The following is a 20,619-nucleotide window of genomic DNA, read 5'->3' as shown; positions in this document are numbered from 1 at the left end:
TTCTCCTTACTTTTTTTCAATTTTAGCGACGAGTTTGTTCATATCGTCTTCTAAGTCTTTTGTTCGCTTGTCGATGTTTTCCAGGCTATTTTTAACTGACTGGAAAAAAGCGTTGAGCTTTTCGCTGGCTATTTCGACATCTTTTTTGAATATTTCAAGTTCAACGTTACCCTCTGATGCGCTGCTTGCACTTGATGAAGCTGCAGCAGATGCTGCAATTGCCCCAAACATTAAAGGCAGTGCAAAGCCAGCGGCATATCCACCATCGTGTCTACGCCCGTAATGGTATCCTCTTGAGTGGTATCCTCCACCGTGACCTCGACGCCATCCACCGTGTCTGCGGCGGGCTTCAAGGTCAGGGCAAAAACTGCTCAGGCACAACAGTGCAAAGAACCCCAACCCCAGTAGCTTTTTTGTTACATTTTTCATACGTTTCCCAGTTATTTATATGAAAAATAGGCTGTCAAAAAAACAGCCTATTTTTGGTTACTCTTTAAGTTTTGCTTCTAGTTTGTATATTTTTCTTTCAGCTTCTCTGAGTTGGTTTGCAAGGTTGTTTATCTGATTGCTCAGGTTTTGTAGGTCTATTTTGATAGCGCTTTCGAGTCTGTTTACTGCTTGCAGCGCAGCGTCAGCTTTTGCTTCTGAACCACTACCGCTGCTACGACTGCCTGCGTTAACCATAGCCCCTGAAAGCAGCCCCCCCATTGTTCCACCTACAAATCCGCCGGCAAATGAGTCGCCGCCGCGTCCTGCTTGTAGTGGCGCTACACCTAAAAAGCACAGGACCAGGAGAATTTTACTGACAGTTATTGTCGTTTTTGTTGTTGCATTTTTGTTCACAACCATTTTTTTGCTCCCTGCCTGCATGAGGCACGTTTGAATTGTTAGAAATTGATCCGCTTCCTTTTTGCATAGGCGTGTTGTTTTTTTTGCACTTACAGCAACACCACCACATGAAAAGTCCAAGGGCTGCCACAAGTATTGGGATGACGATAAAAAAATTAACGCCGCACATTGTGCAGCCGCCAAACATCTCCGTAAACATGGTAAATAAACTCCTTTTCTAAACGGTTGTTATGGTTTTCTTTCTTCTTTCTTGGGTCAGCATAATCAAGAGTGCAATACTGAGTACTGCAGCACTCATCATGCCGGATGTAGCCAAAATTTTTACAAGTCCTGGATTATTTTGTGCGTGTATATCGTGCCAGAGGAAAAATGATGAACTACTTACCCAGATAAAGAATCCGATAATTAATATGAGCAAGCTCATATTTTTGTATCGTTCACTTTCTGCGCTAAATTGTTTGCGTACTGAATTGATTAAAATGAAGGCGATGACTGCGCTAGTTGCAATCGAGCTCATGCTCCATAAAAAAACGCCAAAACGCTGAACAATATTGGTGCCAGTGCTCATTAGTTGGTAAAAAAAGATAGAACACAATGTGCCAAACCAGATAATGTTAGCGATTGTTAGGACAATGAACTTTTTTCGAGAATATGTAGCGGCAGGCGTTGTTGCTTGAAGTGTAATCGTGTTGGTAAAAACCAGAAAAATAAATAGCAAAAGTAGCGGCGGGGTGATTGTCATTAAAAGACTTGAGCTAACTATTGCTAAATTATAGGCGTTGCGTGAGTAGAAAGCATATGGAACAGTTGTTGGTAGCATGACAAGCGTGTGAAATGTGCTTTTGATAAAAGAGATGATACTCACCATTATTATTCTCTTACCTTTTTAAATTATTTTCGTTTTCTTAAAACCAAAATGCTCAGGCCTACAACTGCGAAGAAAAGCAACAAGGCCACAAACATAAGCATCATGACCATCGTGTCGCTGACTGGTTGGGTTTGTTGTTTTTGCATCAGCTGCTCTTGTATCAATTTTTGCTCTTGCATTTGGCGGTCTTTGTTTTGCTGGTCAAGTTCGCGGCGAAGTTGATCGAGACGATCTTGTTGCTGCTCGCGTTGTAGTTGATCAGCACGGTCTTGTGCTCTAATAGCTTCTCGTTCAGCTCTGGATGAGTTGTTGGAGTTTGCAGCGGCGGTGCCAAGCATAGTTCCTAGAGCCAGTCCCCCAAAAGCACCGGCAACGGCTGCTCCGCCATGTCGACATGATGCAAAGTGAGGGCTTAATAGTGCCAAGCTGAGAACTGTAAGAATGAGCTTTTTCATGACTTTCTCCGTTTTCAAAGAGATGGTATACTACAAAAATACGTTGACTAATTGTGTGTATAACTACTCTTAAAGATACTATCTTTAATTACCAATAGTCAATAAATTAAGACGGTAAAAGCGAAAAAATGATCTATGTAACGTGATAAAAAGGTGAGCAATGAAAGACTTCTCTGGATATCTTGAAACACTGATTAGTAGGGAAAGAATCAGGCAAGAGAGCGAAATTAATTTGATTGCATCGGAAAATTATGCCAGTGAGCGTGTTATGAGTGCCTCTGGATCAGTCCTTACAAATAAGTATGCTGAAGGATATCCGGGAAAACGATACTACGGAGGGTGTCATGTTGTTGATGAAGTCGAGTCTCATGCCCTTGATCTGGTAAATAGATTATTTGGTTCAGAATACGCCAATGTGCAGTCTCATTCTGGATCGAGTGCTAATTGGGCCGTATATTTCAGCTTTCTTAAGCCTGGGGATACTGTTTTAGGTATGGACCTAGGTGCTGGAGGGCATTTAACTCACGGTCATCCCGTTAATTTTTCAGGTAAATACTTCAATTTCATTTCTTACGGCGTTGATCAGGAAACTGAGCAACTTGACTATGACGGTATTGCTCGTCTTGCGCATCAACATAAGCCTAAAATGATTGTTGTTGGAGCATCTGCCTATTCCCGCTTAATTGACTATGCCCGACTTGAGTGTGTTGCTTGTGAGGTGGGTGCTATTCTTTTTGTTGATATGGCACATATTTCGGGGCTTGTGGCTGCAAGTGTTATTCCAAGCCCAGTGCCACACGCCGATGTTGTTTCCAGCACGACACATAAAACACTGCGTGGCCCGCGTGGGGGCATTATTTTAAGTAAGGCTGAATGGGGTGTTAAGGTTGACAAGGCAGTTATGCCGGGTACTCAGGGTGGACCGTTTATGCATATTATTGCAGCTAAGGCCGCCGCATTTGAGGAGGCGTTGACCCAAGATTTTAAAGATTATCAAAAGCAGGTGGTTGTCAATGCTCAGACGATGGCAAATACACTGCACGAGTGCGGTTATCGCATAATTTCTGGAGGTACGGATACTCATTTGTTTTTAGTTGATGTAACAAGTAAAAAGGGTAATGAGGCGTTGACCGGCAAAGAGGTTGAAGCAACATTGATGCAATGTGGTATTGTTGTGAACCGTAACATGATTCCTTTTGATAAAAAATCAGTGCTTGTTACAAGTGGGATTAGAATTGGTACTCCGGCCATCACGACACGTGGGTTTGGGCAACAAGAGGCACGTGAACTAGCTTACTGGATTAATGAGGCTATTGAGCACAGGGAAAACCAGAAGTACCTCGATGAGATAGCTCAAAAAGTAGATGCATTTTGTGCTCAGTTCCCCGTCTACCAAAAAAACATTATTCCGGGTAAAGCGACCACAATACAGGCTCAGTTATAAGCGTCATGAAGCCAGGTCATGCTGACCTGGCGTGAGTATTGCTCTTTGGTTCGACGATATGAATGGTATTGCTTGTGACACAGTGTACACAGGTTTTGTGTGGTGTTGATCTGCTTTGGATCTATTCCCATGCTAGTTAGTTGCATTCTATTGAGTGTTGGCAGGTCAAAAAAGAAGTTGCCGTTGCGTTCGACGATGCATTTTTTTTGTGTGTCGACTGAGTCAAAATAATCTAAAAAATCTTTTTGCACCTGATAGCAGCATGATTTGGCGCTTGGCCCAAAATAAATGTTTAGATCTTGCGGTGCTATATTGAAACGATCTTGCATGCGCTCAATCATTTTTTTGCCAATTTGTTGCATGCTGCCACGCCAACCAGCGTGCGCTATGCCAAGGGCCTTATGTTCTTCTGACCAGGCAATGATGGGAAGACAGTCAGCGGTAATGATGCCGATGCCTACATTTGGTTTGTTAGTGACTAAAAAATCGCCTTCAGTTTCAAAGAGAATAATCTCTTTATCTTTCTTCTTTTCCTTTTCAACAACAACGCCCTGAACAGAGTGTGTTTGTTTGAGCAAAATTACTTGTTTGAGTTTAAACTCTTCTTTTAGGTTCTGACATTGTGTTTGAAACTCGGGAGAATTGTATGCTGCATTACAATTTTGCTTTGTACCGAAAAAAATTGAAAAGTGTGGCTTGGTAAAACTACACATAATTTTTTCTGTTTGTTTTTGTAGCATGTTTTGGCCCTATAAAAAAATCATACGTTAAATGTAGATAACAAGCAAATGACTTTAGTTCCTTCCAACTCCTTTCATTGCCTCCAGCCAATAAATTAGGTAACCATTTTCTTTTGCAAGTTCTACCGGTATTTTTCCATTCATGTCACGCAAGTATTGTTTTGCTCCATGTCCTAATAGCAGTGTCATAATTTCAATTTTGCCATGGCTTGCAGCTACGTGCAGTGGTGTTTGCCAGTTTGGATCGGGTTTGTTCAGAGGTACTCCAAGTTCTATTAAAAGCTTAAGAGCTGTGGGGTTAGAGTAGTTTACGGCTTCTGCCACATAGTCGTGAGGTCCGTTAATGTTAAGGTATTGTCTTAAATAGCTGGGGGATAGATTTATTACTGTGTGTTCTCTGATAGATTTTTCAATACTTTGGTGGCATTCTTCTACCGAGGATAAATCAAGCGTAAGGTCGTTAGAATAAGATGTACGTAGTTTTTTGTAGTCGGTTGCGGCTAGATATCCTTTTGCAATATTCATTCTTGCAACGTTTGAGAAAAATTCTATTGGGGAGAGCTGGGGTTCTGGAATATCTGTTAAGTCGAGCAGATCAACCATGCCGAGCAAAAAGCCTCTGTTGTAGGAATACACTCTGTTTGTACCAATTAGACGAACAATGGTTTCTTTAAAGTGCATTGCAAGCTCTTTGTTCAAAAGAAAGTATTTTTTTAAAAAAACAAAGCACTCAGCAGTTTGATTGCGGCATTTGTTGTACATTTCTCCGATAATTTGTGTTATGAAGTTAATTTTTCCGTTGAGTGTTAAAAATGGTGCTATTGTGTAAAACAGGTACAATTTTTCAGATATAGAACTTTGTGAGATAGCTAGTTTTCCGCTTAAGAGACCGGAAATTGCCAGTTGATGATCATGAGTGAATAATTCAAAACAGTCGGGACTTATGAGGTTATTATTTTTTAGCGTTGCAACACGGCCAAGTATTGTCTGCATAGACTTAATTTGCTCGTCTTCTGACGAGCAAATTGGTATGTAATATTTATTAATAGTTGCCCGTAACTGTCGAGTTAAGCGAGGTGACTGCTTGCTAAAATTTGTTGTTGGGTGTGTAAAATGATCTGCTGGATGAGCCTCAGTTAAAAAGAACAGCGCAGCAATAAATAATTTTTTTCTTTTTACAGGCATATTGCATCCAATCATAGTCGATTATTGGCCTTCACTGTAGGTTCATAGTTGTTCTGTTTCAAGTTTTTCTACTGCGAGCTTTAAGCTTGCATAACTGCACGGACTCCAGTACTTAATTGTGTCTAAAGGTGTTTTGCCATAGATGTTTTTTGCATGAGGATTGGCTCCTTGTTTGACCAAATAGATAAAAAAAATAGGATCTCTTGTCTCATGCAGAATAGTTTCTTCACGGTCGTTAGCAAATTGTTTATTGATGTTCAGCTTTGGATGGGTTAACAGAAATTCTAAGGCTTCTAAGTTTTTGAAGTTTATTGCATCATGAATATAACCATAAATGGCGTCAACGGGAATGCTGGAGAGATCTTGGAATGTGGGTTGATCTAACCATTGATTGTAGGGTGTTACCACAAAGTTACGTAGTTTTGCGTAAGATAATGTTACTTCAAATAATGCGAGATAGAGTTTTTCGCTCAAGTTAGTTAGTGGTTGGTTTTTGTCACAGGTTGCGATAAAGCCGTGGGCAAAGTTTATTTCATCTTCTTTCACACCCCACCAGGCATGAGAGAGCTGAGGTTCTGGGATGTTGTAGATTCCGTGTGCGCTTAGTAGCCCAAACAGATAACCTCGGTTGTATGGGGTTAGGCTTGGATTGTCTATAAGATCTACAATCTGATTTTGCCAATCTTGAATAAGCTTGTCCAGGTAAAACCGAAAATACATATTTTTGTTAAAAAGTATGAAACATTGTGCACAATCTTGAGGAGATTGCTGTAAAGCTCTGCGAATAATATCATGAGCCAGGTATAAAAAGTTATGACAATCGGTAAAAGGCACTGCACGACACATTCCTCTTATAAACTTTGTCGTTTCAGTATTTAAATATACATCGCAAGCCAAAACTTTATGTGCTACTGACTCATCTAACAAACAAAAAAAATATCCACGATAGTATGGATCAACGGAAGGGTTTTTGATTAGAGTGATTGTCATAGGTAGTTGGCTAGTTGTTATATAACACTCTTCGTGTAAATCATATAAGCATTTAGCTACTGTATTTGCGCCGCCAGATGATGCATGTGAGATGATTTTACTAAGCAAAGCATTTTTACCTGTTTCAGTTAAAAAATCATCGAGTATCTTACGTAAAGTTAGTTTTTCCTCGAGAGTGGTTTGTAGATTCCCCAAGCAAACAGCTGTAATTGCGTTGTCCGGGAAGCTCCGAAAATAGTTAAAAACTTTTGTGCTGAGGATTTTTTTATCTTGAATAGATTCCAATGAGTGTTCCACAGCTTCAAGTACTTTGATATTTTTTAGAGTATCCCCAGTAGGATATTTACATAAAGGATCTTCTGTCGCATGGATACAAAGAAATAGTAGCATCATCGCAGGAAGGGTAAGTATAAAATTTTTCATAAAATTTATGAGGATTGAATTTTTAAGGTATCATTATCGATAAGAATAAATTTTTCTTGTATGAGTTGGTCAATGATTTTGATAATTCTCCCTTTTTCTTTTCCTATCGCATGAATCAACTTTGCTTGTTTGAGTGAACCGTGATCAAGAAGTATCTGTAAAATTTGACCACGAATTTGCCTATCAGAACCTTCGAATTTGGATTGCTTAGTGTAGTGTGCGCTGAGTTTGCACAAGTTGCCAACTTCTTTTTTTAGCATTACCCCGTAGTCCATAAGTGCGTAATACCAGTCGCGTGGATTTTCATGGTCTAAGGTTTTTTCAATAAGCGGCATGAGTTGTTTATCACTAACACCGAGCTGATCATGAAAGAAAAAATAGATATAAACAGTTCTGATGTTCGTTTCTATAAAACTAACGGGCTTGTTATAGGCAAAAGACACAATTGAGCGTGCGGTTGCCCTGCCAATACCGGGAAACGTTTCAAGTACAAGCTCATCAGATGGTAGGTGTCCATCAAATTCTGAGACAACTTTTTGTGCAATTTTTTGTAGTGCTTGGGCTCGGCGATTGTATCCAAGTCCTTTCCAAACTCGTAGCACCTCGTCAAATGATGCTTGAGCAAGTAGCGTAAACGATGGAAAAGTGGTTATGAATTGCTCAAATTTTTTAGTTACTCTGTCTGTTTGTGTTTGTTGTAGCATTATTTCAGAGACGACAACATGGTATGGATCGATATGATCGCGCCAGGCAAAAGAGCGTCGCCTTTGATTATAAAAACTGTAAATGAGCTCTTGAAATTGTTTGATGATATTTTCAGAGAGGCCTTCACTTCTAAACTGATAAGTAAGGTGAGCTTCAGGCCTACTGGCTTTTTTTTCTTTAAAAAATGACAATTGCATATTTTTTCAATGAAATGTAAATCTTTTTTGTTAAGACGATTGTTTTACGATATTATTTTTGGACAAACTACTTAAGCTTTGTAAACTAAGTTTTCTTGTGTGGATAGTCTATCGCATAAATTTAAAAATGTTAGGACTAGTATGTATTTCATCTTCTTGGGCTTTGCTTTGTTGGCAAGCGCTATTTCAGCAAATAAGGTATTACTTGCAAGTGTTCCTCCGACGTTTTTTGTTGGCATTCGTATGCTTACGGCGGGTCTCATTTTGTGGTTTATGTACTACCGGACCTCTCCTCGTCTACGTTGGAAATATTTAAAGGATGATATTTTCAAGATTATGCTGGCTGCACTTTTTACGACGTGTGTGCCTTCGCTTTGTAAAGCCTTTGCTCTGAAATACATGCCGTCTGGTAAGGCTGCATTTATTGGCAGTCTTGATCCGTTTGTAACAGCAATTTACTCATATTTTTTATTTAGCGACCGACTCAACTTTAAAAAGATTTTGGGTATTTTGGTTGGATTTTCTGGGTCTATGATCTTGTGTTACTCAAACTACACGTCAGAACAAGGGTTCCATGCATTCCTAATTTTCTCGTTTCCTGAGCTTGCAGCTTTTGCTGCCATGGCTATTGGGCGATATGGTTGGCTGCTTGCACAAAGCATGCTTAAGCGAGAGCGTTATGCACCAGCAGAGCTTAATGGTGTTATGATGAGCATTTCAGGTGTGCTGGCGTTGTGCTTATCGACATTTGTTGATAATTACGCAACCATTAGCTTTAGTTTTTCTTGGCAGTGGATTTTGCTTTTTGCCTACACTGTTTTTGTTGGTAACATTATTGCATACACCATGTATGCAACATTTTTAAGAATTCACTCGGCAAATTTCGTTTCACTTGCGGGTTTTTCAGTACCAATATTTGTGGCCTTTTTTGGATATACATTTTTACATGAAAGATTAACAACAAACCTAGTAACATCGGCGATGGTTATTTTGTTTGGTGTATATTTGTTTTACCAAGAAGAGCTTGCTAGTTTGATGCGCGAGCGTATGTTGCATAGGCAACGATAGATTAGAATTTGTTTTTTTAAAAAGAAGGCCCCGAAGAAAATCGGGGCCTTCTTTTTAATTTGGTTTGACCGCGATAGCGCCACAGAATTTTGATCTAATGCCAATGGTAATGTCATGACATGCTTCAACTTCAAATCCCCAATCTTGAAGCATCATAGAAAGGCTTCTTGGTGATGTTAGGCTGTGCCATTCAGGAAGAATATTTTTTGTTTGTTCCATATATTTGTGAAAATTAATTGCAACAAAGCTCAATGGGTTTGCTACGATTTTTTCTTCGTACTCTTTTTTACAAGCATTAAATTGTTCGTTTCCTTCAGTGTTAATTGATGTGGTGACAATAAATATTTTCCCCCCGGGCTTTAGCCAGTTTTTTGTATTAAGTATGAGCTCTTTAATTTCAGCTGGGCTCAGGTATGCTAAAACATGACAAAATAGTATTGCATCAACCGAGTCAATTGGAAGATCTATGTCCATTATTGATTCGTGATGGTAAGTGACTTGCGTGTAGTACAACTTTGTAGTTTCCTGCGTTTTATGAATGTGGCTTTGGCACTTGTCAATGGCAAAAACCTTTTTTGCGCCCTGTCGCAATGCTTCTAAAGTCCAGTAGCCGTCTCCGCAGCCAGCGTCCACTACTCTTTTACCTTTGGAAAAGAGCGCCCATTGATTGCAAATATCATTAGGGCCATGGATAAAGTAACCAATTTTATTGTCTGTTGGTGTGAACTGGTGCAGGCCACTTTCGAATGATTGTGTATTCGTTGGCTTTTCTGCTGCGCTTAACGAAATGCTTGCTAAACAAAACATCGCGATAGCTATTTTTTTCATTAGATCTCCCTTTTTTGAGTAAGGAATATGGATGTTAGTTTTCCGTTGGCTTTTTTGCGACAACGGCACAAAACTCTGAAATTACGCCAGAAATTTTTTCGGTTTTGTGTGATATTGAAAATTTTTCATTGGTGATGATCTCAAATCCGATAGATTTTAGCATAGCAACTAAATCGTCACATGCAATAATGCTGTGTACGGTGGGGATGTGGTTTACTTGCGAAAGTTCTTTTGATAAATCAATCTGAGCGAATTTGCCCTTTTCTCGCTTACCGTAAAGAGCTTTGTATTTTTTCAGGGCTATTGCTTCGGCCGATGTAGTGATTATAAACAGTGTGCCCCCCGGTGTAAGCCAGGTATAAGCATTATTCAAAGTTTTTTGGATCATTGTTGGGTTGAGAAATGCAAGAATATGTGACATTAAGATAGAATCAAAGCTGTCTCTAAAAAAGCTTATTTGGGTAAAGTCCGCATATACGCATGATATTTTTTTAGAAAAATCTTGTGCGTAAGCACGATCTTGCATGTCGCGTAAATCAGTTTGTGTAATGTCGATAAAAGTTACATGTTCGGCTCCATTTTCAAGCGCTTTTAGCGACCAAGGGCTAAAACAGTAGCTGAGGTCAAGAAGCATTTTATTTTGAGCCTGCTTGACCCACTGCTCGCAGTATGTACTACCCCAGCAAATATTAAACCCCGTGCTCTTTGGTGTATTCATTTGATTGAAGCTTTTTTCAGAACCGTTTAACAATTGCGCCTGAGCGAGTAGTAATCCCACTAACAGTATTTTAGCTAGTTTGTTCATTGAGTTAAGTCAGGTTTGCTTGCGGTAATTGCGTAGCGCAAGCAGCTAATGCCAGAATTGTTTGTTTTGTATTCGGCTCGATATCGGTTAACTTTTTGTTCCATTTTAAACTGGGCTTTTTTTAGGGTATCTTTAAGATTTGAATAAAAAATTTCTTGCGACACAATGATGGTTATTGTTCCTGATGGTCTGAGAACTTTGAGCATGCAATCTAAAAAGGTTCTTGTTTGTTCATGGGTTAATTCTGTTATTTCATCTACTATAATCATCGAATCAAAGCTGTTTTCTTCTAATAAAAGACGTGAGAAATCATTTTTATGTATTTGTAGGTTGCGCTCCATAGAGTATAAAATGTCGATTTTATCTGTTGGTTTAATCAAAAGAGCGACACTTGATGCTGGCTTTTCACTACGTAGAGCTTGAATTGAAAGAAGATTGTTTTCATTGCCTACTACTAAAACATTTTTATTTTCTACTGTTTGTAGCCACGTTTGAACAATTGGATCTACACTGTTGAGTTTTTGATTTTGGCTAAGGAGGTGTTCTGCAGCTTGCATGGTTAAAAAAGTGAGCAGGGATAATGACAGGAGTGAAATTTTTTTCATGATAGAACCTTAGCTTTGTAAAATTTACATTCAATTATTACAACCGTTAAGCTGAGTCTAAAAATGAAAGAAAAAAAATGCAAAAAAATAGCAATGCGATAAAAGAGAAGGGCGCAAGAATGCGCCCTCAAATTATTCGTGCAATTGCTGCGTTTCTGTTAGAGTTGTTGCGTTTTCATCGGGGGTTGACTGTTCTGCTTGCTCAAGTCTTTGCTCAGATTTTGTTTCTTGTTGTTCTTGGGCCTTTTTGCGTAAAAAGGTTGGCACATCGTAGTCTTGTAAATCAATATGCATTTCAGGGATGGTAGTTGATTGGGCGTAACCCTTTGGGCTTTCTTGCTTGGTCGGCTCAGTGTGTTGAACGTGTACCTGAGGCTTAGTTAGCTCATGAACAACTTCTTGCTGGGTGCGTGGTGTATGGGATGGTTGACGTGCTTGGTGTATTGGCTGTGGCTCGCGTGTGACGGGTTGAGCTGTGGAGTAAATTTCTTGTTCCGTCTGTTGTGTTTGATGTTGGCCATCAAATCCTGTTGCTATGACGGTAATCATGATGGAGTCTTCCATAGCTTCATCAATGACTGAGCCTAAAATAATGTTTGCATCTTCACTTGCCATTTCATAAATGAGAGATGCAGCTTCGTTAATTTCATATAATCCAAGATCCTGTCCACCAGTGATGTTGATCAGGACACCGCTTGCACCATTAATGTCAACGTTTTCAAGTAGTGGTGAGCTAATGGCGTGACGCGCTGCTTGAGCGGCTCTGTCAGGGCCTGAGGCTTTGCCGGTTCCCATCATAGCAATGCCGGTGTCTTTCATAATTGCCTTTACGTCAGAGAAGTCAACATTGATGTGGCCAGCTTTGGTGATGATGTCAGAGATACCTTTAATTGCTTGTTTTAGGATATCGTTTGAGAGTGCAAACGCATTGAGCATAGAAATTTTTTGGTCAACGATTTGTAAAAGTTTTTGATTGGGTACGACAATGAGTGTGTCTACTGCTCGTCTGAGTTGTTCGAGTGCTGCTTCTGCTTGGCGCATGCGGCGTTTGCCTTCAAAGACAAAAGGCTTAGTGACAATGGCTACTGTTAAAATACCCATTTCACGCGCAATGTGTGCGACAACAGGTATGCCGCCTGAGCCGGTACCACCGCCAAGGCCAGCTGTGAGAAATAAGATGTCTGAGTCGGCAATGTGTTCCGTTATTGTTTCAATATCTTCTTCGGCCGCACGTCTTCCAATGTCGGGGTTTGAACCTGCGCCAAGACCTTTAGTAATTTTTTTACCCAGCTGGAGTTTTTGCTTGGCTTGCGAGAGATTGAGTGCTTGTGCATCTGTATTAGCAACAATAAATTTAACATGGTCAAGTTCTCCACTGCTTATCATACTATTTACAGCATTGCCACCAGCACCTCCGATACCTAAAACTTTTAAATTAACGCCCGATGTGTCAACTAGTTCTTCTTCAAGGTTAAGTTCGATCATACCTTTCCCCTTCTTATTTCTTCATTTAAAAAAAATCGTAAATCCACGACTTCATTCTTTTCATAACTCCGGTAAAGACTGAGTGGTCACTTTTAATGATTTCTTTTCCATCAACATCTTTAATAGCGTACAGCAAGAGCCCATAGGCCGTCGAATAAATTGGACTTTTAATTACATCAGGGATGGCTGTTTGCATATCTTCTTGTAGTGACTCGGGTGTTCCAATTCTAGTTGCCATGGATAATTTTTGTGAGGCGAGATCTTTTAGATGGGCAAGAAGGGATCCTCCACCGGTGAGCACAAGGCCAGATGGCATAAATGCTTTGAGACGATATTGTACGATTTCGTCTGCAAGCATATCTAAAATTTCTTCAGCTCGAAAGTAAAGAATTTGGTCAATATCATGACGGGCTATATGTTTGATGCCTCCTTCGTAGCCTAGATTAATTTTTAGATATTCATTTTGTGGTTGTTCTTTGGAAGTATATTGCGATGCTGATCCGTACATGCGTTTTAGTGCTTCTGCTTTTTTAAAAGGTATGTTGAGGCCAACGGCAATGTCGTTAGTGAAGTGGTTACCAGCTAAAGGAATAACTTTTGAATGTCGAATCCGGCCGTCTTTATAAATTGCAAAATCTGAAGTTCCGCCGCCTATATCTAAAATACCAACGCCCATTTCACGTTCTGCCTGTGTAAGGACCGCATCAGCCGATGCAATTTGTTCAAGCACAATATCACCGACGATTATGCCAGCAAGCTCACATGCTTTAATGATATTTTGAGCCGAAGAGACTGCTCCAGTAACGATATGAACTTGTGCTTCAAGTCGTACCCCATACATGCCAAGCGAGTCGAAAACATATTCTTGGCCGTCGATGCGAAAATATTGAGGTAATATGTGCAGGATGTATTGATCCTCGGGGATAGGAATGGCCTTGGCAGCGTCAATGACCCGGTCAATGTCGGTTTGGCTAACTTCTTTGTTTTTGATAGCAACAACACCTGTAGAGTTAAATGATTTAATATGTCCGCCAGAAATTCCAACGGTTGCTGTCTCAACCCTGACGCCTGCCATTTCTTCTGCTTGATTTATGGCGCTTTTAATCGAATTTACTGTCTGTCCAATATCTGTTACGACACCTTTCTTTAGGCCGTACGACGGATGGTGGCCTATGCCAAGTATTTCTATATTATTTTTTGAATCAACTTTGCCGATCAGTACACAAATTTTGGTGGTGCCAATGTCAATTGCTGTGAAGTGATCTGCAAGCATTTTTCTTTTCATGCTTACCTCCCCCTTTGGCTCCCTTTAATTTTTTTATAATCACGCGATCTTTAAAGCGTGCGTCAATTGCTACAAAAGGCTTAGTTTTTGTCTTGTTAAAATGGTCATGCATATATTGCTCAAAGGCTGTATGAGCAAACTTTAATTTAGCATGATCCGTTATGCTTTTTTCATCGACAAGGATGTGATATTGAGGATTGTCTTTCTTGGGAAATAAAAAAATCTGAGAAGGGTCATTATACTCTACCATGAATTCACTATGGATTTGTGAACTCAGGGTTGTAAGAAAGGCATATAATTTTTGTGATACCTGCTCGCTGATAAGCTTGTTATCAAGCGTAATGTGTAGACTGTTTTCAAGGTCGAAATCCTTGAACCAGTGTAAAGCAAAAAGAGATCTACTTTGAGTTAAAATGTATTTATTATTAATTACAAGTTTGGGAACCAGGCCTTTGATAATTACTTGTAACGTGCGATCTGAATTAAATGACCATTCTATGTGATTGACTATAGGATACTTTTCTTTAATCGTGTTACAAAGTTCTTGTTTGTCTAAATTTATAAAGCTGGTTGTTGTGGCCTTTTGATTAATGAGTTCGATAAGTTCGTCGGCTACTTCTTGGTTGTATAAGTCAGAAAAGTTGAATGCTACGCGTACGGGTGTGAAGTGCTGGTACAATCGTTCGAGCTGATCATTAAATGTTTTTTTAACGATTAGGAAAACGGGTGGGGCAATTGTGCCGGTGACAATTGTCAGTACAAGCCCTTTTTTGATTGTTTGATAGACCCGTCTTTTTTCCATCTTTGTCCATAGCTAAAACACTTCATTAGTACTACGTTTTCCATTTCTACCCTCAAACGTTAGCATAATGTGAGAGAAAAAAGCAAATCTCTTAAGACAAAAGTCCCTAATAATCACCAAAACTAGGGACTTTTAATTTTTTTATAGTGCCTGAGCAGCTGAACTAGTTCATGGTTTTTTTATTTACTTGATGCATCCATGAAATGATTGAGAGAACGATGCCAAGATGAAGCATATTGAGCTCAAGAGGTTTGTCCGCATTAATAGCGGTTTCACTTAGATTGCGGAGCATCAATAGTAAGAACTCAAGGTCTGGACGATTTTCAAAGTCTTTGCTCCATAGGAGTTCTGCTTGGGCTTCGCAGCTTTTTTTAGCAAGCCACATTTCTAGCAGTAACAGATTGCTCATATAAAGCTTAATTAAAATGTTATTGGAAAAAGCTACTCTCGGATCACTAAGATCTGGGGCTTGAGTGAAATCCTTTGTGGCCAGTTCATGGCTTGTTTGGCAAGCGGAAATCAGGTAATGCGTAATCCAGTAAAGTTGGTCAATACTTGGACTCTTACCTTTTTGTAAGTTTATGGCGGCGAGTTGTTCACTAATGCGAAAAAAACAGGCTACTAATTTTAGGACAGTTGCCTTTTGAGGGCGAAGATTCCTGCCCCACATTACAGCTAGGTTGCATGCGGGGGCAGCAACGCTTGAGCCAAAATGAGCAATTTGCATTGTGTTGGTACCACTACAAAATGAATGTATAAATACGCTACCGGCAAACAACAATGACAACAGTATTTTCTTACATTTGATCATAGTTTTTCTTTTTTCTTGCAGTGTCAAAAAATCGATCATCATAAACTCGTGAAGGCAAGGATAGTAAAACAATTTGGGAAAAGCAAAGTAACGGTTAAATCTTAGGTAAAATGTTCATTTTTTGAGCGACAGTAAACATCAATAAAGCTGATGCGACAGATGCATTGTAAGATATTTCTGGATTGCGCTGGGGCAAGGTGATGAGTGTGCCTTCTTTGCGTATGTTTTTTGCAATGCCAGTCGCTTCGTTGCCGATAACTAGGCAGCTTCCCTTGTGGTAGCTGACTTGTGTTGCATCAACTCCATCAAGTACGGCCATGTACATTTCGTAGCCATTTTGTTTGAGCTGGGTAACAGCATGTGCCATTGATGGTGCAAGATGAATATCCAAATATTCTGCCAAGCCCGCAGACGCCTTAAAAACTGAAGCATTAAGCGGTGCAGAGTCTTTTTTACAAATGACAACGCCATTGATTCCCATGCAGTAGGCTGAGCGTAGGATAGCTCCAAAGTTGCGTACGTCTTGAACAGCATCAAGAAGTAAGATCAAAGGTTTTTTGTCAGGTGTAAAAATTGCCTTGCAAAATCTGAAAGGTGTTACCCATGCGACAACACCCATGTGCTCCGTGCTTCCGGCAAGCCGATCCAGGACGCTGCGTTCGACATACTGGATGTTTGGGACACGTTTTGGTAGGTGGGGCGCAATGCGGTCCCAAGCTTTGGGTACTTTTTTTGTTGTATAAATTGAAATGAGTTTACGTTTTTTTGCTTTGAGCATCTCAATTATTGGATGCGCACCATAAAGGATTTCGCCTTCAATTTTTTTCTTTACTTGTTTTTTCATTGGGTCTTTCAGTTACGTACAGCTTTGAGCATCATATGTTCTATTTTTTGCATTTTTTTGTAATCAACGTCGTTTATGTGGTCATGGCCAAGAAGATGAGCTATACCATGCGCCAAGAGCACTGGGAGACGTTCTAGGTAGCTACAGCTCCAGTTTGTTGCAGCATCCTGTGCCGTGTACTCTGGGCAGACGATTAAGTCGCCCAAGTTTTTTTCATCTTCATGCTGGATGGTAATTTTTTCTCCTGCTTTGATGTCGTGAAAGGGAAAAGAGAGTATATCGGTTGCTCTGTCTTTGCAGCGGTATTGTTTGTTAAGTTCTCGAATTTTTTTCTTGCTTACAAAAACAATACTCAGGTCAAAGTCGACGTAACCGATAGCTTCCAGCATTGCGTGTACAGTTGTTTGTACATCCTTGCTATTGACAGTGAATTTTCGTTGAAAGTTTTTGATGGTGATCATTATAGTGCAGGGCCGTCAATTTTTATGTGAGCAGTATACTTTTGGTTATCTTCTTGCATGAGAGATCCCTCGCAGGTGCTGTTTTTGTACAGACATGTTTTTGCCTTACTAATACCGGATATAAGTCTTTCATGCTGTGCGATTTCTTCCAGTAGTGCTTGATCGTTGCAGTAGAGAATTAACTGTTCAACTTCTTGCTTGAGCGATATTTGGTTTTCGCTTTTTAGTCTTCTGACCTGACCGACAATATCTAGTATTTTGTTCATGACACCCGTACTCTTTTCAAAGCTGTACTCATATCGTGTATTGTCAAATTGTGTGAGATGTAGAGAACGCACCTGTTCGTGCTTGCTGAAAAATTGAAGGTAGAGATTTTCAGTAATGTATGGTGTGAAAGGAGCAAACATCTGTAGTATTGCAAAGCCAGCCTCGTAGAGCACATAGTGAGTGTTGGCTATAATTTCTGGGCAGTATTGGTCAGGATTGAAGATCTGATCTTTTATGAGTTCAAGGTAGTTATCGCAAAAGATATGCCAAAAAAACTTTTCTGCTGTCTCAAGTGCAAAGTGATATTCATAATTTTGGAAAAACTGTTGATAGCTTTTATATGATTTACTTAACTCGTGCAATAGCCATTGGCTGAGTGTGCTGTGTTGTTTAATATAGTGCTCATTGTGGCTTGTATAGTGTTGTTCATAGCTTTGCTCACAAAAGCGAAATGCGTTCCACAGTTTTGTTAAAAGTCGCTGGCCAACTTTTAGTTGGTTTTCACTAAATGCAGTGTCTTGGCCTAATCTACCATGAGCAGCCCAGTAACGAACAGCATCAGCTGGATATTCTGAGAGCAGTGCATCGGGCGACATTTTGCTATTGCCTTTTGACTTGGATATTTTTTCTTTGCCGGCAAGTACGTGGCCTGAGATAACAATATCGTTCCATGGAATTGTATTTTGATGGAAGTGTGCCTTGATGATGGTATCAAATGCCCAGGTTCTGATGATGTCGTGAGCTTGGGGGCGCATGCTCATTGGTATGCTTAAGTTATCGGGGCTTTGTTCTGGCCAGTTGGCATTAATTTGTGGTGTTAGTGCTGAAGTGTTCCAGGTGTCCATAACATCGGTTTCGGGTTGAATATTTGTACTGGAACATTTTTCGCATTTTCCACCTGGGACCGGGGTTTCTTGTGGGTCGACAGGAAGGTCATCTGTATTAGCCATAATAACATGGCCGCAATCTAGGCAGTGCCAAACAGGAAAGGGAATGCCAAAAAAACGCTGACGAGAAATACACCAATCCCAGTTTAAATTTGAAACCCAGTCAATATAGCGGGCTTTCATGTAAGCGGGATACCAATTAATTTTATCAGCCTGAGCGATGAAAATGTCCTTAAAATCTAAAATTTTAATAAACCATTGGTTTAAAATTACATATTCAATTTCTTGCTTACAGCGCTCGTGGACATTGACGCTGTGTGTTATGTTTTTTTGGTTAAGCAAGAGCTCTTCTTTTTTAAGTTCTTCAATAATTAGTTTGCGTGCTTCTGGTACACGTTTATCGTGTAGGAATCCACCTTCCCGCGTAAATTTGCCATCCATCCCGATAAGGTATACATAATCAAGGTTATGCTTTTTAAACCAGAAAATGTCAGTTTGGTCCCCAAACGTGCAACACATAACAAGGCCGGTTCCTTTTGCGGGATCAACTTTGTCATCAGGTAGAATTTTAACTTTTTTTTCAAAAACGGGTGTAACCGCATATTTTCCGCACAGGTGTTTGTAGCGCTCATCATCAGGGTGAAAGAAAATGGCGACGCATGCCGGTAAAAGTTCTGGGCGTGTTGTTGCTATGGTTAAGCGATCACCATCCTCTGAAGTAAAAATAAGATCGTTGAATGTTGATGCTTGTTCGATATTGTCAAGCTCTGCTTGGGCAACGGAGGTTCGGCATGTCGTGCAATACAGTGCAGGCTCTTCTTTTTTGTATGCAATACCTTTATTGTACAAATCGACAAATGAGTATTGTGATATTTTTCGTACTTTTTCTGAAATAGTTGAGTATACTTTGTCCCAATCAATCGAGAGTCCCATTGAGCGCCATAATTCTTCAAATGTTTTCTCTACCGCATGTGTTTCACGTAGACAAAGTGCTATAAATTCTGAGCGTGGCATTAAAAAGGCTTTAGTATTATTTTTTTTCTCTACGAAGCGTTCTGTTGGTAGACCATTGTCATCAAAACCCATGGGATAAAAAACATTGTGTCCACTCATTCGTTTGTAGCGAGCGATCAAATCAGTGTGAGTGTATGAAAAGATATGGCCGATATGCAGCACCCCCGACACAGTGGGAGGAGGGGTGTCGATGCTGAAAGTTTGTTTGGTTTCATCTTGGGTGAATGCATAAACACGTTCTTGTTGCCAAAAATCTTTTATCTCTTGCTCGCAATCAGCACTCTTGTATTGTTTTTCCATGCTCATGGATTGGGTCCTCGTCGTTGAATAAGGATAAATCTCTATTCTTGAGTTTGTTATTTTGCATACACTCAAATTACCATATATTTGAAAGGGTTTGAATGGCTTACGTGAGTGGAAGGCTGCATATTAATTGCATGATGGTATTTTTTTCATTTTGAAATTATTAATCAACAAAACACCTACTGAGCGAGTGATATTTGACGAAAGTATTTTTTCTGTGTTGACTTGAAGGGTCTGTAATAACAGAGTGTGTTTTGTATAAAGGGATTTCTAGCTTGATTATGAAGATCTATAGAAAAAGAGCTTTGTATGTTTTTAGCTCTACCATTTTTTTATTTTCTCTTGTGGGCAGTTCCATCCAAGCCCAGTTGACTACAACGGAGGCTGTAGGAAGGATAGTGGCGTTCCTTGAGCTACCGCTGAGCATTGAGACAAATAAGGTTCTTATAAAGAATGAGGATAAAAAGTTTGCGGCTTTGCTTGATACGCTTGTGAATTCATTGCGTGTTGGTATTCACGGGCTTGAATATTACAATCGTGATCATACTAATGATTTTGTCCACTACCAAGTCTTTGGTAGCTTGTATGCCATTGTTTGCTTGTGTAACACGTTGGCTGGTACCATATTGGGAGAGTCGATTTGGCAATCTATTGCGAGCAAATCAAAATTGCAAGGTGGTGATGATATGTCCAAGGAGGTTGAGATTGAGTGTGAGCAAGCCTTTGATGCCCTTGTTAGCTATTATTTACCTTTGTTGTCTTCGGGCGCGGGAATAGTGCGCACATTCCAGACTGATACAAAGAAAAAGCTTACGTGCGACGTGGTTCGAGCTCTTGCCCGTCTGGGTTCTAACACTATTATGATGCGTCATGCAACGGCCCGTTTTAAGACGCACCTGGTTCTTATGACCTTGTTTGCGTTTCTTGCGGTATATGATATGAAATTAAGAAGTTAAAACTAGAGTTGAATTTGACTAAGAAAAGGGCCTTCAGGAGAAGGCCCTTTTCTTAGCGGTTAATAAAGCTTCTAAGCTTTTGCATGCAGCTATCAATAAAGTGTGTAGCATTGTCAATTTTAAGAAGTACGAGCCCGTAATAGACGAACATTGATCCGGCAATGAAAAAAAGCATATTTAAGATGATTTTGTATGACATAACGATTAAAATAACACCAAAAATAAATGCAAGCAGGCCCTGCAGCATAGAGGTGTTTGGCATGGTAAACATTGATGACGGCTTGTTATCGTTTTTGTTATTTTTATTATTATTGTTTTCCATCGATGGTTCTCCCCTTATTT

23 protein-coding genes are annotated in these 20,619 nt (G+C 39.9%); 3 read left to right on the top strand and 20 right to left on the bottom strand.

Annotated elements, in window-relative coordinates; all coding sequences use genetic code 11:
• Positions 1–6 precede the first annotated feature (6 nt).
• Genes H6679_00205 through H6679_00185 form a run of 5 tightly spaced genes read right to left on the bottom strand, consistent with a single transcriptional unit; the run spans position 7 to position 2,172 of the window.
• Positions 7–429 (bottom strand): hypothetical protein, encoded by a 423-nt coding sequence (locus tag H6679_00205; protein MCB9492677.1) that lies wholly within the window; start codon positions 427–429, stop codon positions 7–9.
• Between the two features lie 57 nt (positions 430–486).
• Entirely contained in the window at positions 487–849 is a 363-nt protein-coding gene (locus tag H6679_00200) for a hypothetical protein (protein MCB9492676.1), read from the bottom strand.
• Positions 800–1,048, bottom strand: coding sequence for a hypothetical protein (locus tag H6679_00195; GenBank protein MCB9492675.1), 249 nt, complete (start codon positions 1,046–1,048; stop codon positions 800–802). The genes H6679_00200 and H6679_00195 overlap by 50 nt, the downstream gene beginning before the upstream one ends.
• 18 nt (positions 1,049–1,066) lie before the next feature.
• Positions 1,067–1,717 carry a hypothetical protein gene (locus H6679_00190; GenBank protein ID MCB9492674.1) on the bottom strand — a complete coding sequence of 217 codons (651 nt, stop codon included), beginning with the start codon at positions 1,715–1,717 and terminating at the stop codon, positions 1,067–1,069.
• 23 nt (positions 1,718–1,740) lie between these two features.
• Positions 1,741–2,172: a hypothetical protein gene (locus H6679_00185; GenBank protein MCB9492673.1), complete on the bottom strand. Its 432-nt coding sequence runs from the start codon at positions 2,170–2,172 to the stop codon at positions 1,741–1,743.
• 160 nt (positions 2,173–2,332) lie between these two features.
• Between H6679_00185 and H6679_00180 the strand changes: the two genes are divergently transcribed.
• Positions 2,333–3,616, top strand: a complete 1,284-nt coding sequence (locus tag H6679_00180) for a serine hydroxymethyltransferase (GenBank protein ID MCB9492672.1) — start codon at positions 2,333–2,335, stop codon at positions 3,614–3,616.
• On the opposite strand, the gene pgeF is transcribed toward H6679_00180, so the two are convergent.
• The 4 genes from pgeF to H6679_00160 are packed head-to-tail and all read right to left on the bottom strand — an operon-like array spanning position 3,607 to position 7,856.
• Positions 3,607–4,356: a peptidoglycan editing factor PgeF gene (gene pgeF, locus H6679_00175; GenBank protein ID MCB9492671.1), complete on the bottom strand. Its 750-nt coding sequence runs from the start codon at positions 4,354–4,356 to the stop codon at positions 3,607–3,609. The genes H6679_00180 and pgeF overlap by 10 nt on opposite strands.
• A gap of 54 nt (positions 4,357–4,410) precedes the next feature.
• The gene (locus tag H6679_00170) at positions 4,411–5,556 is read right to left on the bottom strand and encodes an ankyrin repeat domain-containing protein (protein ID MCB9492670.1); all 1,146 of its coding nucleotides are present in this window, start codon (positions 5,554–5,556) and stop codon (positions 4,411–4,413) included.
• A 27-nt stretch (positions 5,557–5,583) separates the two neighbouring features.
• Positions 5,584–6,954, bottom strand: a complete 1,371-nt coding sequence (locus tag H6679_00165) for a hypothetical protein (GenBank protein ID MCB9492669.1) — start codon at positions 6,952–6,954, stop codon at positions 5,584–5,586.
• Positions 6,955–6,959: 5 nt separating this feature from the next.
• Positions 6,960–7,856 (bottom strand): A/G-specific adenine glycosylase, encoded by an 897-nt coding sequence (locus tag H6679_00160; GenBank protein MCB9492668.1) that lies wholly within the window; start codon positions 7,854–7,856, stop codon positions 6,960–6,962.
• A gap of 141 nt (positions 7,857–7,997) precedes the next feature.
• Here H6679_00160 and H6679_00155 point away from each other — a divergent pair, with 141 nt between their 5' ends.
• Positions 7,998–8,924 (top strand): DMT family transporter, encoded by a 927-nt coding sequence (locus H6679_00155; protein MCB9492667.1) that lies wholly within the window; start codon positions 7,998–8,000, stop codon positions 8,922–8,924.
• 54 nt (positions 8,925–8,978) lie between these two features.
• Here H6679_00155 and H6679_00150 read toward each other — a convergent pair whose 3' ends face one another.
• The 10 genes from H6679_00150 to H6679_00105 all read right to left on the bottom strand — a co-directional run bounded on the left by H6679_00150 (position 8,979) and on the right by H6679_00105 (position 19,324).
• Positions 8,979–9,752: a methyltransferase domain-containing protein gene (locus H6679_00150; GenBank protein ID MCB9492666.1), complete on the bottom strand. Its 774-nt coding sequence runs from the start codon at positions 9,750–9,752 to the stop codon at positions 8,979–8,981.
• Positions 9,753–9,786: 34 nt separating this feature from the next.
• Positions 9,787–10,557 (bottom strand): class I SAM-dependent methyltransferase, encoded by a 771-nt coding sequence (locus H6679_00145; protein ID MCB9492665.1) that lies wholly within the window; start codon positions 10,555–10,557, stop codon positions 9,787–9,789.
• Positions 10,554–11,162, bottom strand: coding sequence for a class I SAM-dependent methyltransferase (locus H6679_00140; protein ID MCB9492664.1), 609 nt, complete (start codon positions 11,160–11,162; stop codon positions 10,554–10,556). Before H6679_00140 ends, H6679_00145 begins: the two co-directional genes overlap by 4 nt.
• Positions 11,163–11,294: 132 nt before the next feature.
• Positions 11,295–12,647: a cell division protein FtsZ gene (gene ftsZ / locus H6679_00135; protein MCB9492663.1), complete on the bottom strand. Its 1,353-nt coding sequence runs from the start codon at positions 12,645–12,647 to the stop codon at positions 11,295–11,297.
• A 25-nt stretch (positions 12,648–12,672) separates the two neighbouring features.
• Positions 12,673–13,920 (bottom strand): cell division protein FtsA, encoded by a 1,248-nt coding sequence (gene ftsA / locus H6679_00130; GenBank protein MCB9492662.1) that lies wholly within the window; start codon positions 13,918–13,920, stop codon positions 12,673–12,675.
• Complete coding sequence (locus H6679_00125; GenBank protein MCB9492661.1) at positions 13,892–14,734, bottom strand: hypothetical protein; 843 nt, start codon at positions 14,732–14,734, stop codon at positions 13,892–13,894. Before H6679_00125 ends, ftsA begins: the two co-directional genes overlap by 29 nt.
• Before the next feature lie 163 nt (positions 14,735–14,897).
• Positions 14,898–15,545 (bottom strand): hypothetical protein, encoded by a 648-nt coding sequence (locus H6679_00120; GenBank protein MCB9492660.1) that lies wholly within the window; start codon positions 15,543–15,545, stop codon positions 14,898–14,900.
• A gap of 94 nt (positions 15,546–15,639) precedes the next feature.
• Positions 15,640–16,389 (bottom strand): RNA methyltransferase, encoded by a 750-nt coding sequence (locus H6679_00115; GenBank protein ID MCB9492659.1) that lies wholly within the window; start codon positions 16,387–16,389, stop codon positions 15,640–15,642.
• 8 nt (positions 16,390–16,397) lie between these two features.
• A complete protein-coding gene (gene ybeY / locus H6679_00110; GenBank protein MCB9492658.1) occupies positions 16,398–16,850 on the bottom strand; it encodes an rRNA maturation RNase YbeY in 453 nt (150 codons plus the stop codon).
• The gene (locus H6679_00105) at positions 16,850–19,324 is read right to left on the bottom strand and encodes a valine--tRNA ligase (protein ID MCB9492657.1); all 2,475 of its coding nucleotides are present in this window, start codon (positions 19,322–19,324) and stop codon (positions 16,850–16,852) included. Before H6679_00105 ends, ybeY begins: the two co-directional genes overlap by 1 nt.
• Positions 19,325–19,602: 278 nt before the next feature.
• Here H6679_00105 and H6679_00100 point away from each other — a divergent pair, with 278 nt between their 5' ends.
• Positions 19,603–20,277, top strand: a complete 675-nt coding sequence (locus H6679_00100; GenBank protein ID MCB9492656.1) for a hypothetical protein — start codon at positions 19,603–19,605, stop codon at positions 20,275–20,277.
• Between the two features lie 52 nt (positions 20,278–20,329).
• Here the strand turns inward: H6679_00100 and H6679_00095 are convergent, their stop codons facing one another.
• Positions 20,330–20,599, bottom strand: coding sequence for a hypothetical protein (locus H6679_00095; protein MCB9492655.1), 270 nt, complete (start codon positions 20,597–20,599; stop codon positions 20,330–20,332).
• Positions 20,600–20,619 lie beyond the last annotated feature (20 nt).

The sequence above is a fragment of the Campylobacterota bacterium genome, assembly GCA_020633995.1.
GTDB lineage: Bacteria > Babelota > Babeliae > Babelales > RVW-14 > JACKCO01.
This window is presented reverse-complemented; position numbering and strand designations above follow the sequence as displayed.

What these genes read in the sequence shown, in the direction of transcription:
- H6679_00205 (MCB9492677.1), bottom strand. Translation starts at nt 429, where the DNA reads ATGAAAAATGTAACAAAAAAGCTACTGGGGTTGGGGTTCTTTGCACTG.
- H6679_00190 (MCB9492674.1), bottom strand. Translation starts at nt 1,717, where the DNA reads ATGGTGAGTATCATCTCTTTTATCAAAAGCACATTTCACACGCTTGTC.
- H6679_00165 (MCB9492669.1), bottom strand. Translation starts at nt 6,954, where the DNA reads ATGAAAAATTTTATACTTACCCTTCCTGCGATGATGCTACTATTTCTT.
- ybeY (MCB9492658.1), bottom strand. Translation starts at nt 16,850, where the DNA reads ATGATCACCATCAAAAACTTTCAACGAAAATTCACTGTCAATAGCAAG.
- H6679_00115 (MCB9492659.1), bottom strand. Translation starts at nt 16,389, where the DNA reads ATGAAAAAACAAGTAAAGAAAAAAATTGAAGGCGAAATCCTTTATGGT.
- H6679_00185 (MCB9492673.1), bottom strand. Translation starts at nt 2,172, where the DNA reads ATGAAAAAGCTCATTCTTACAGTTCTCAGCTTGGCACTATTAAGCCCT.
- H6679_00200 (MCB9492676.1), bottom strand. Translation starts at nt 849, where the DNA reads ATGGTTGTGAACAAAAATGCAACAACAAAAACGACAATAACTGTCAGT.
- H6679_00155 (MCB9492667.1), top strand. Translation starts at nt 7,998, where the DNA reads ATGTATTTCATCTTCTTGGGCTTTGCTTTGTTGGCAAGCGCTATTTCA.
- H6679_00170 (MCB9492670.1), bottom strand. Translation starts at nt 5,556, where the DNA reads ATGATTGGATGCAATATGCCTGTAAAAAGAAAAAAATTATTTATTGCT.
- pgeF (MCB9492671.1), bottom strand. Translation starts at nt 4,356, where the DNA reads ATGCTACAAAAACAAACAGAAAAAATTATGTGTAGTTTTACCAAGCCA.
- H6679_00100 (MCB9492656.1), top strand. Translation starts at nt 19,603, where the DNA reads ATGAAGATCTATAGAAAAAGAGCTTTGTATGTTTTTAGCTCTACCATT.
- H6679_00150 (MCB9492666.1), bottom strand. Translation starts at nt 9,752, where the DNA reads ATGAAAAAAATAGCTATCGCGATGTTTTGTTTAGCAAGCATTTCGTTA.
- H6679_00095 (MCB9492655.1), bottom strand. Translation starts at nt 20,599, where the DNA reads ATGGAAAACAATAATAATAAAAATAACAAAAACGATAACAAGCCGTCA.
- H6679_00195 (MCB9492675.1), bottom strand. Translation starts at nt 1,048, where the DNA reads ATGTTTACGGAGATGTTTGGCGGCTGCACAATGTGCGGCGTTAATTTT.
- ftsZ (MCB9492663.1), bottom strand. Translation starts at nt 12,647, where the DNA reads ATGATCGAACTTAACCTTGAAGAAGAACTAGTTGACACATCGGGCGTT.
- H6679_00145 (MCB9492665.1), bottom strand. Translation starts at nt 10,557, where the DNA reads ATGAACAAACTAGCTAAAATACTGTTAGTGGGATTACTACTCGCTCAG.
- H6679_00125 (MCB9492661.1), bottom strand. Translation starts at nt 14,734, where the DNA reads ATGGAAAAAAGACGGGTCTATCAAACAATCAAAAAAGGGCTTGTACTG.
- H6679_00160 (MCB9492668.1), bottom strand. Translation starts at nt 7,856, where the DNA reads ATGCAATTGTCATTTTTTAAAGAAAAAAAAGCCAGTAGGCCTGAAGCT.
- H6679_00140 (MCB9492664.1), bottom strand. Translation starts at nt 11,162, where the DNA reads ATGAAAAAAATTTCACTCCTGTCATTATCCCTGCTCACTTTTTTAACC.
- H6679_00180 (MCB9492672.1), top strand. Translation starts at nt 2,333, where the DNA reads ATGAAAGACTTCTCTGGATATCTTGAAACACTGATTAGTAGGGAAAGA.
- ftsA (MCB9492662.1), bottom strand. Translation starts at nt 13,920, where the DNA reads ATGCTTGCAGATCACTTCACAGCAATTGACATTGGCACCACCAAAATT.
- H6679_00105 (MCB9492657.1), bottom strand. Translation starts at nt 19,324, where the DNA reads ATGAGCATGGAAAAACAATACAAGAGTGCTGATTGCGAGCAAGAGATA.
- H6679_00120 (MCB9492660.1), bottom strand. Translation starts at nt 15,545, where the DNA reads ATGATCAAATGTAAGAAAATACTGTTGTCATTGTTGTTTGCCGGTAGC.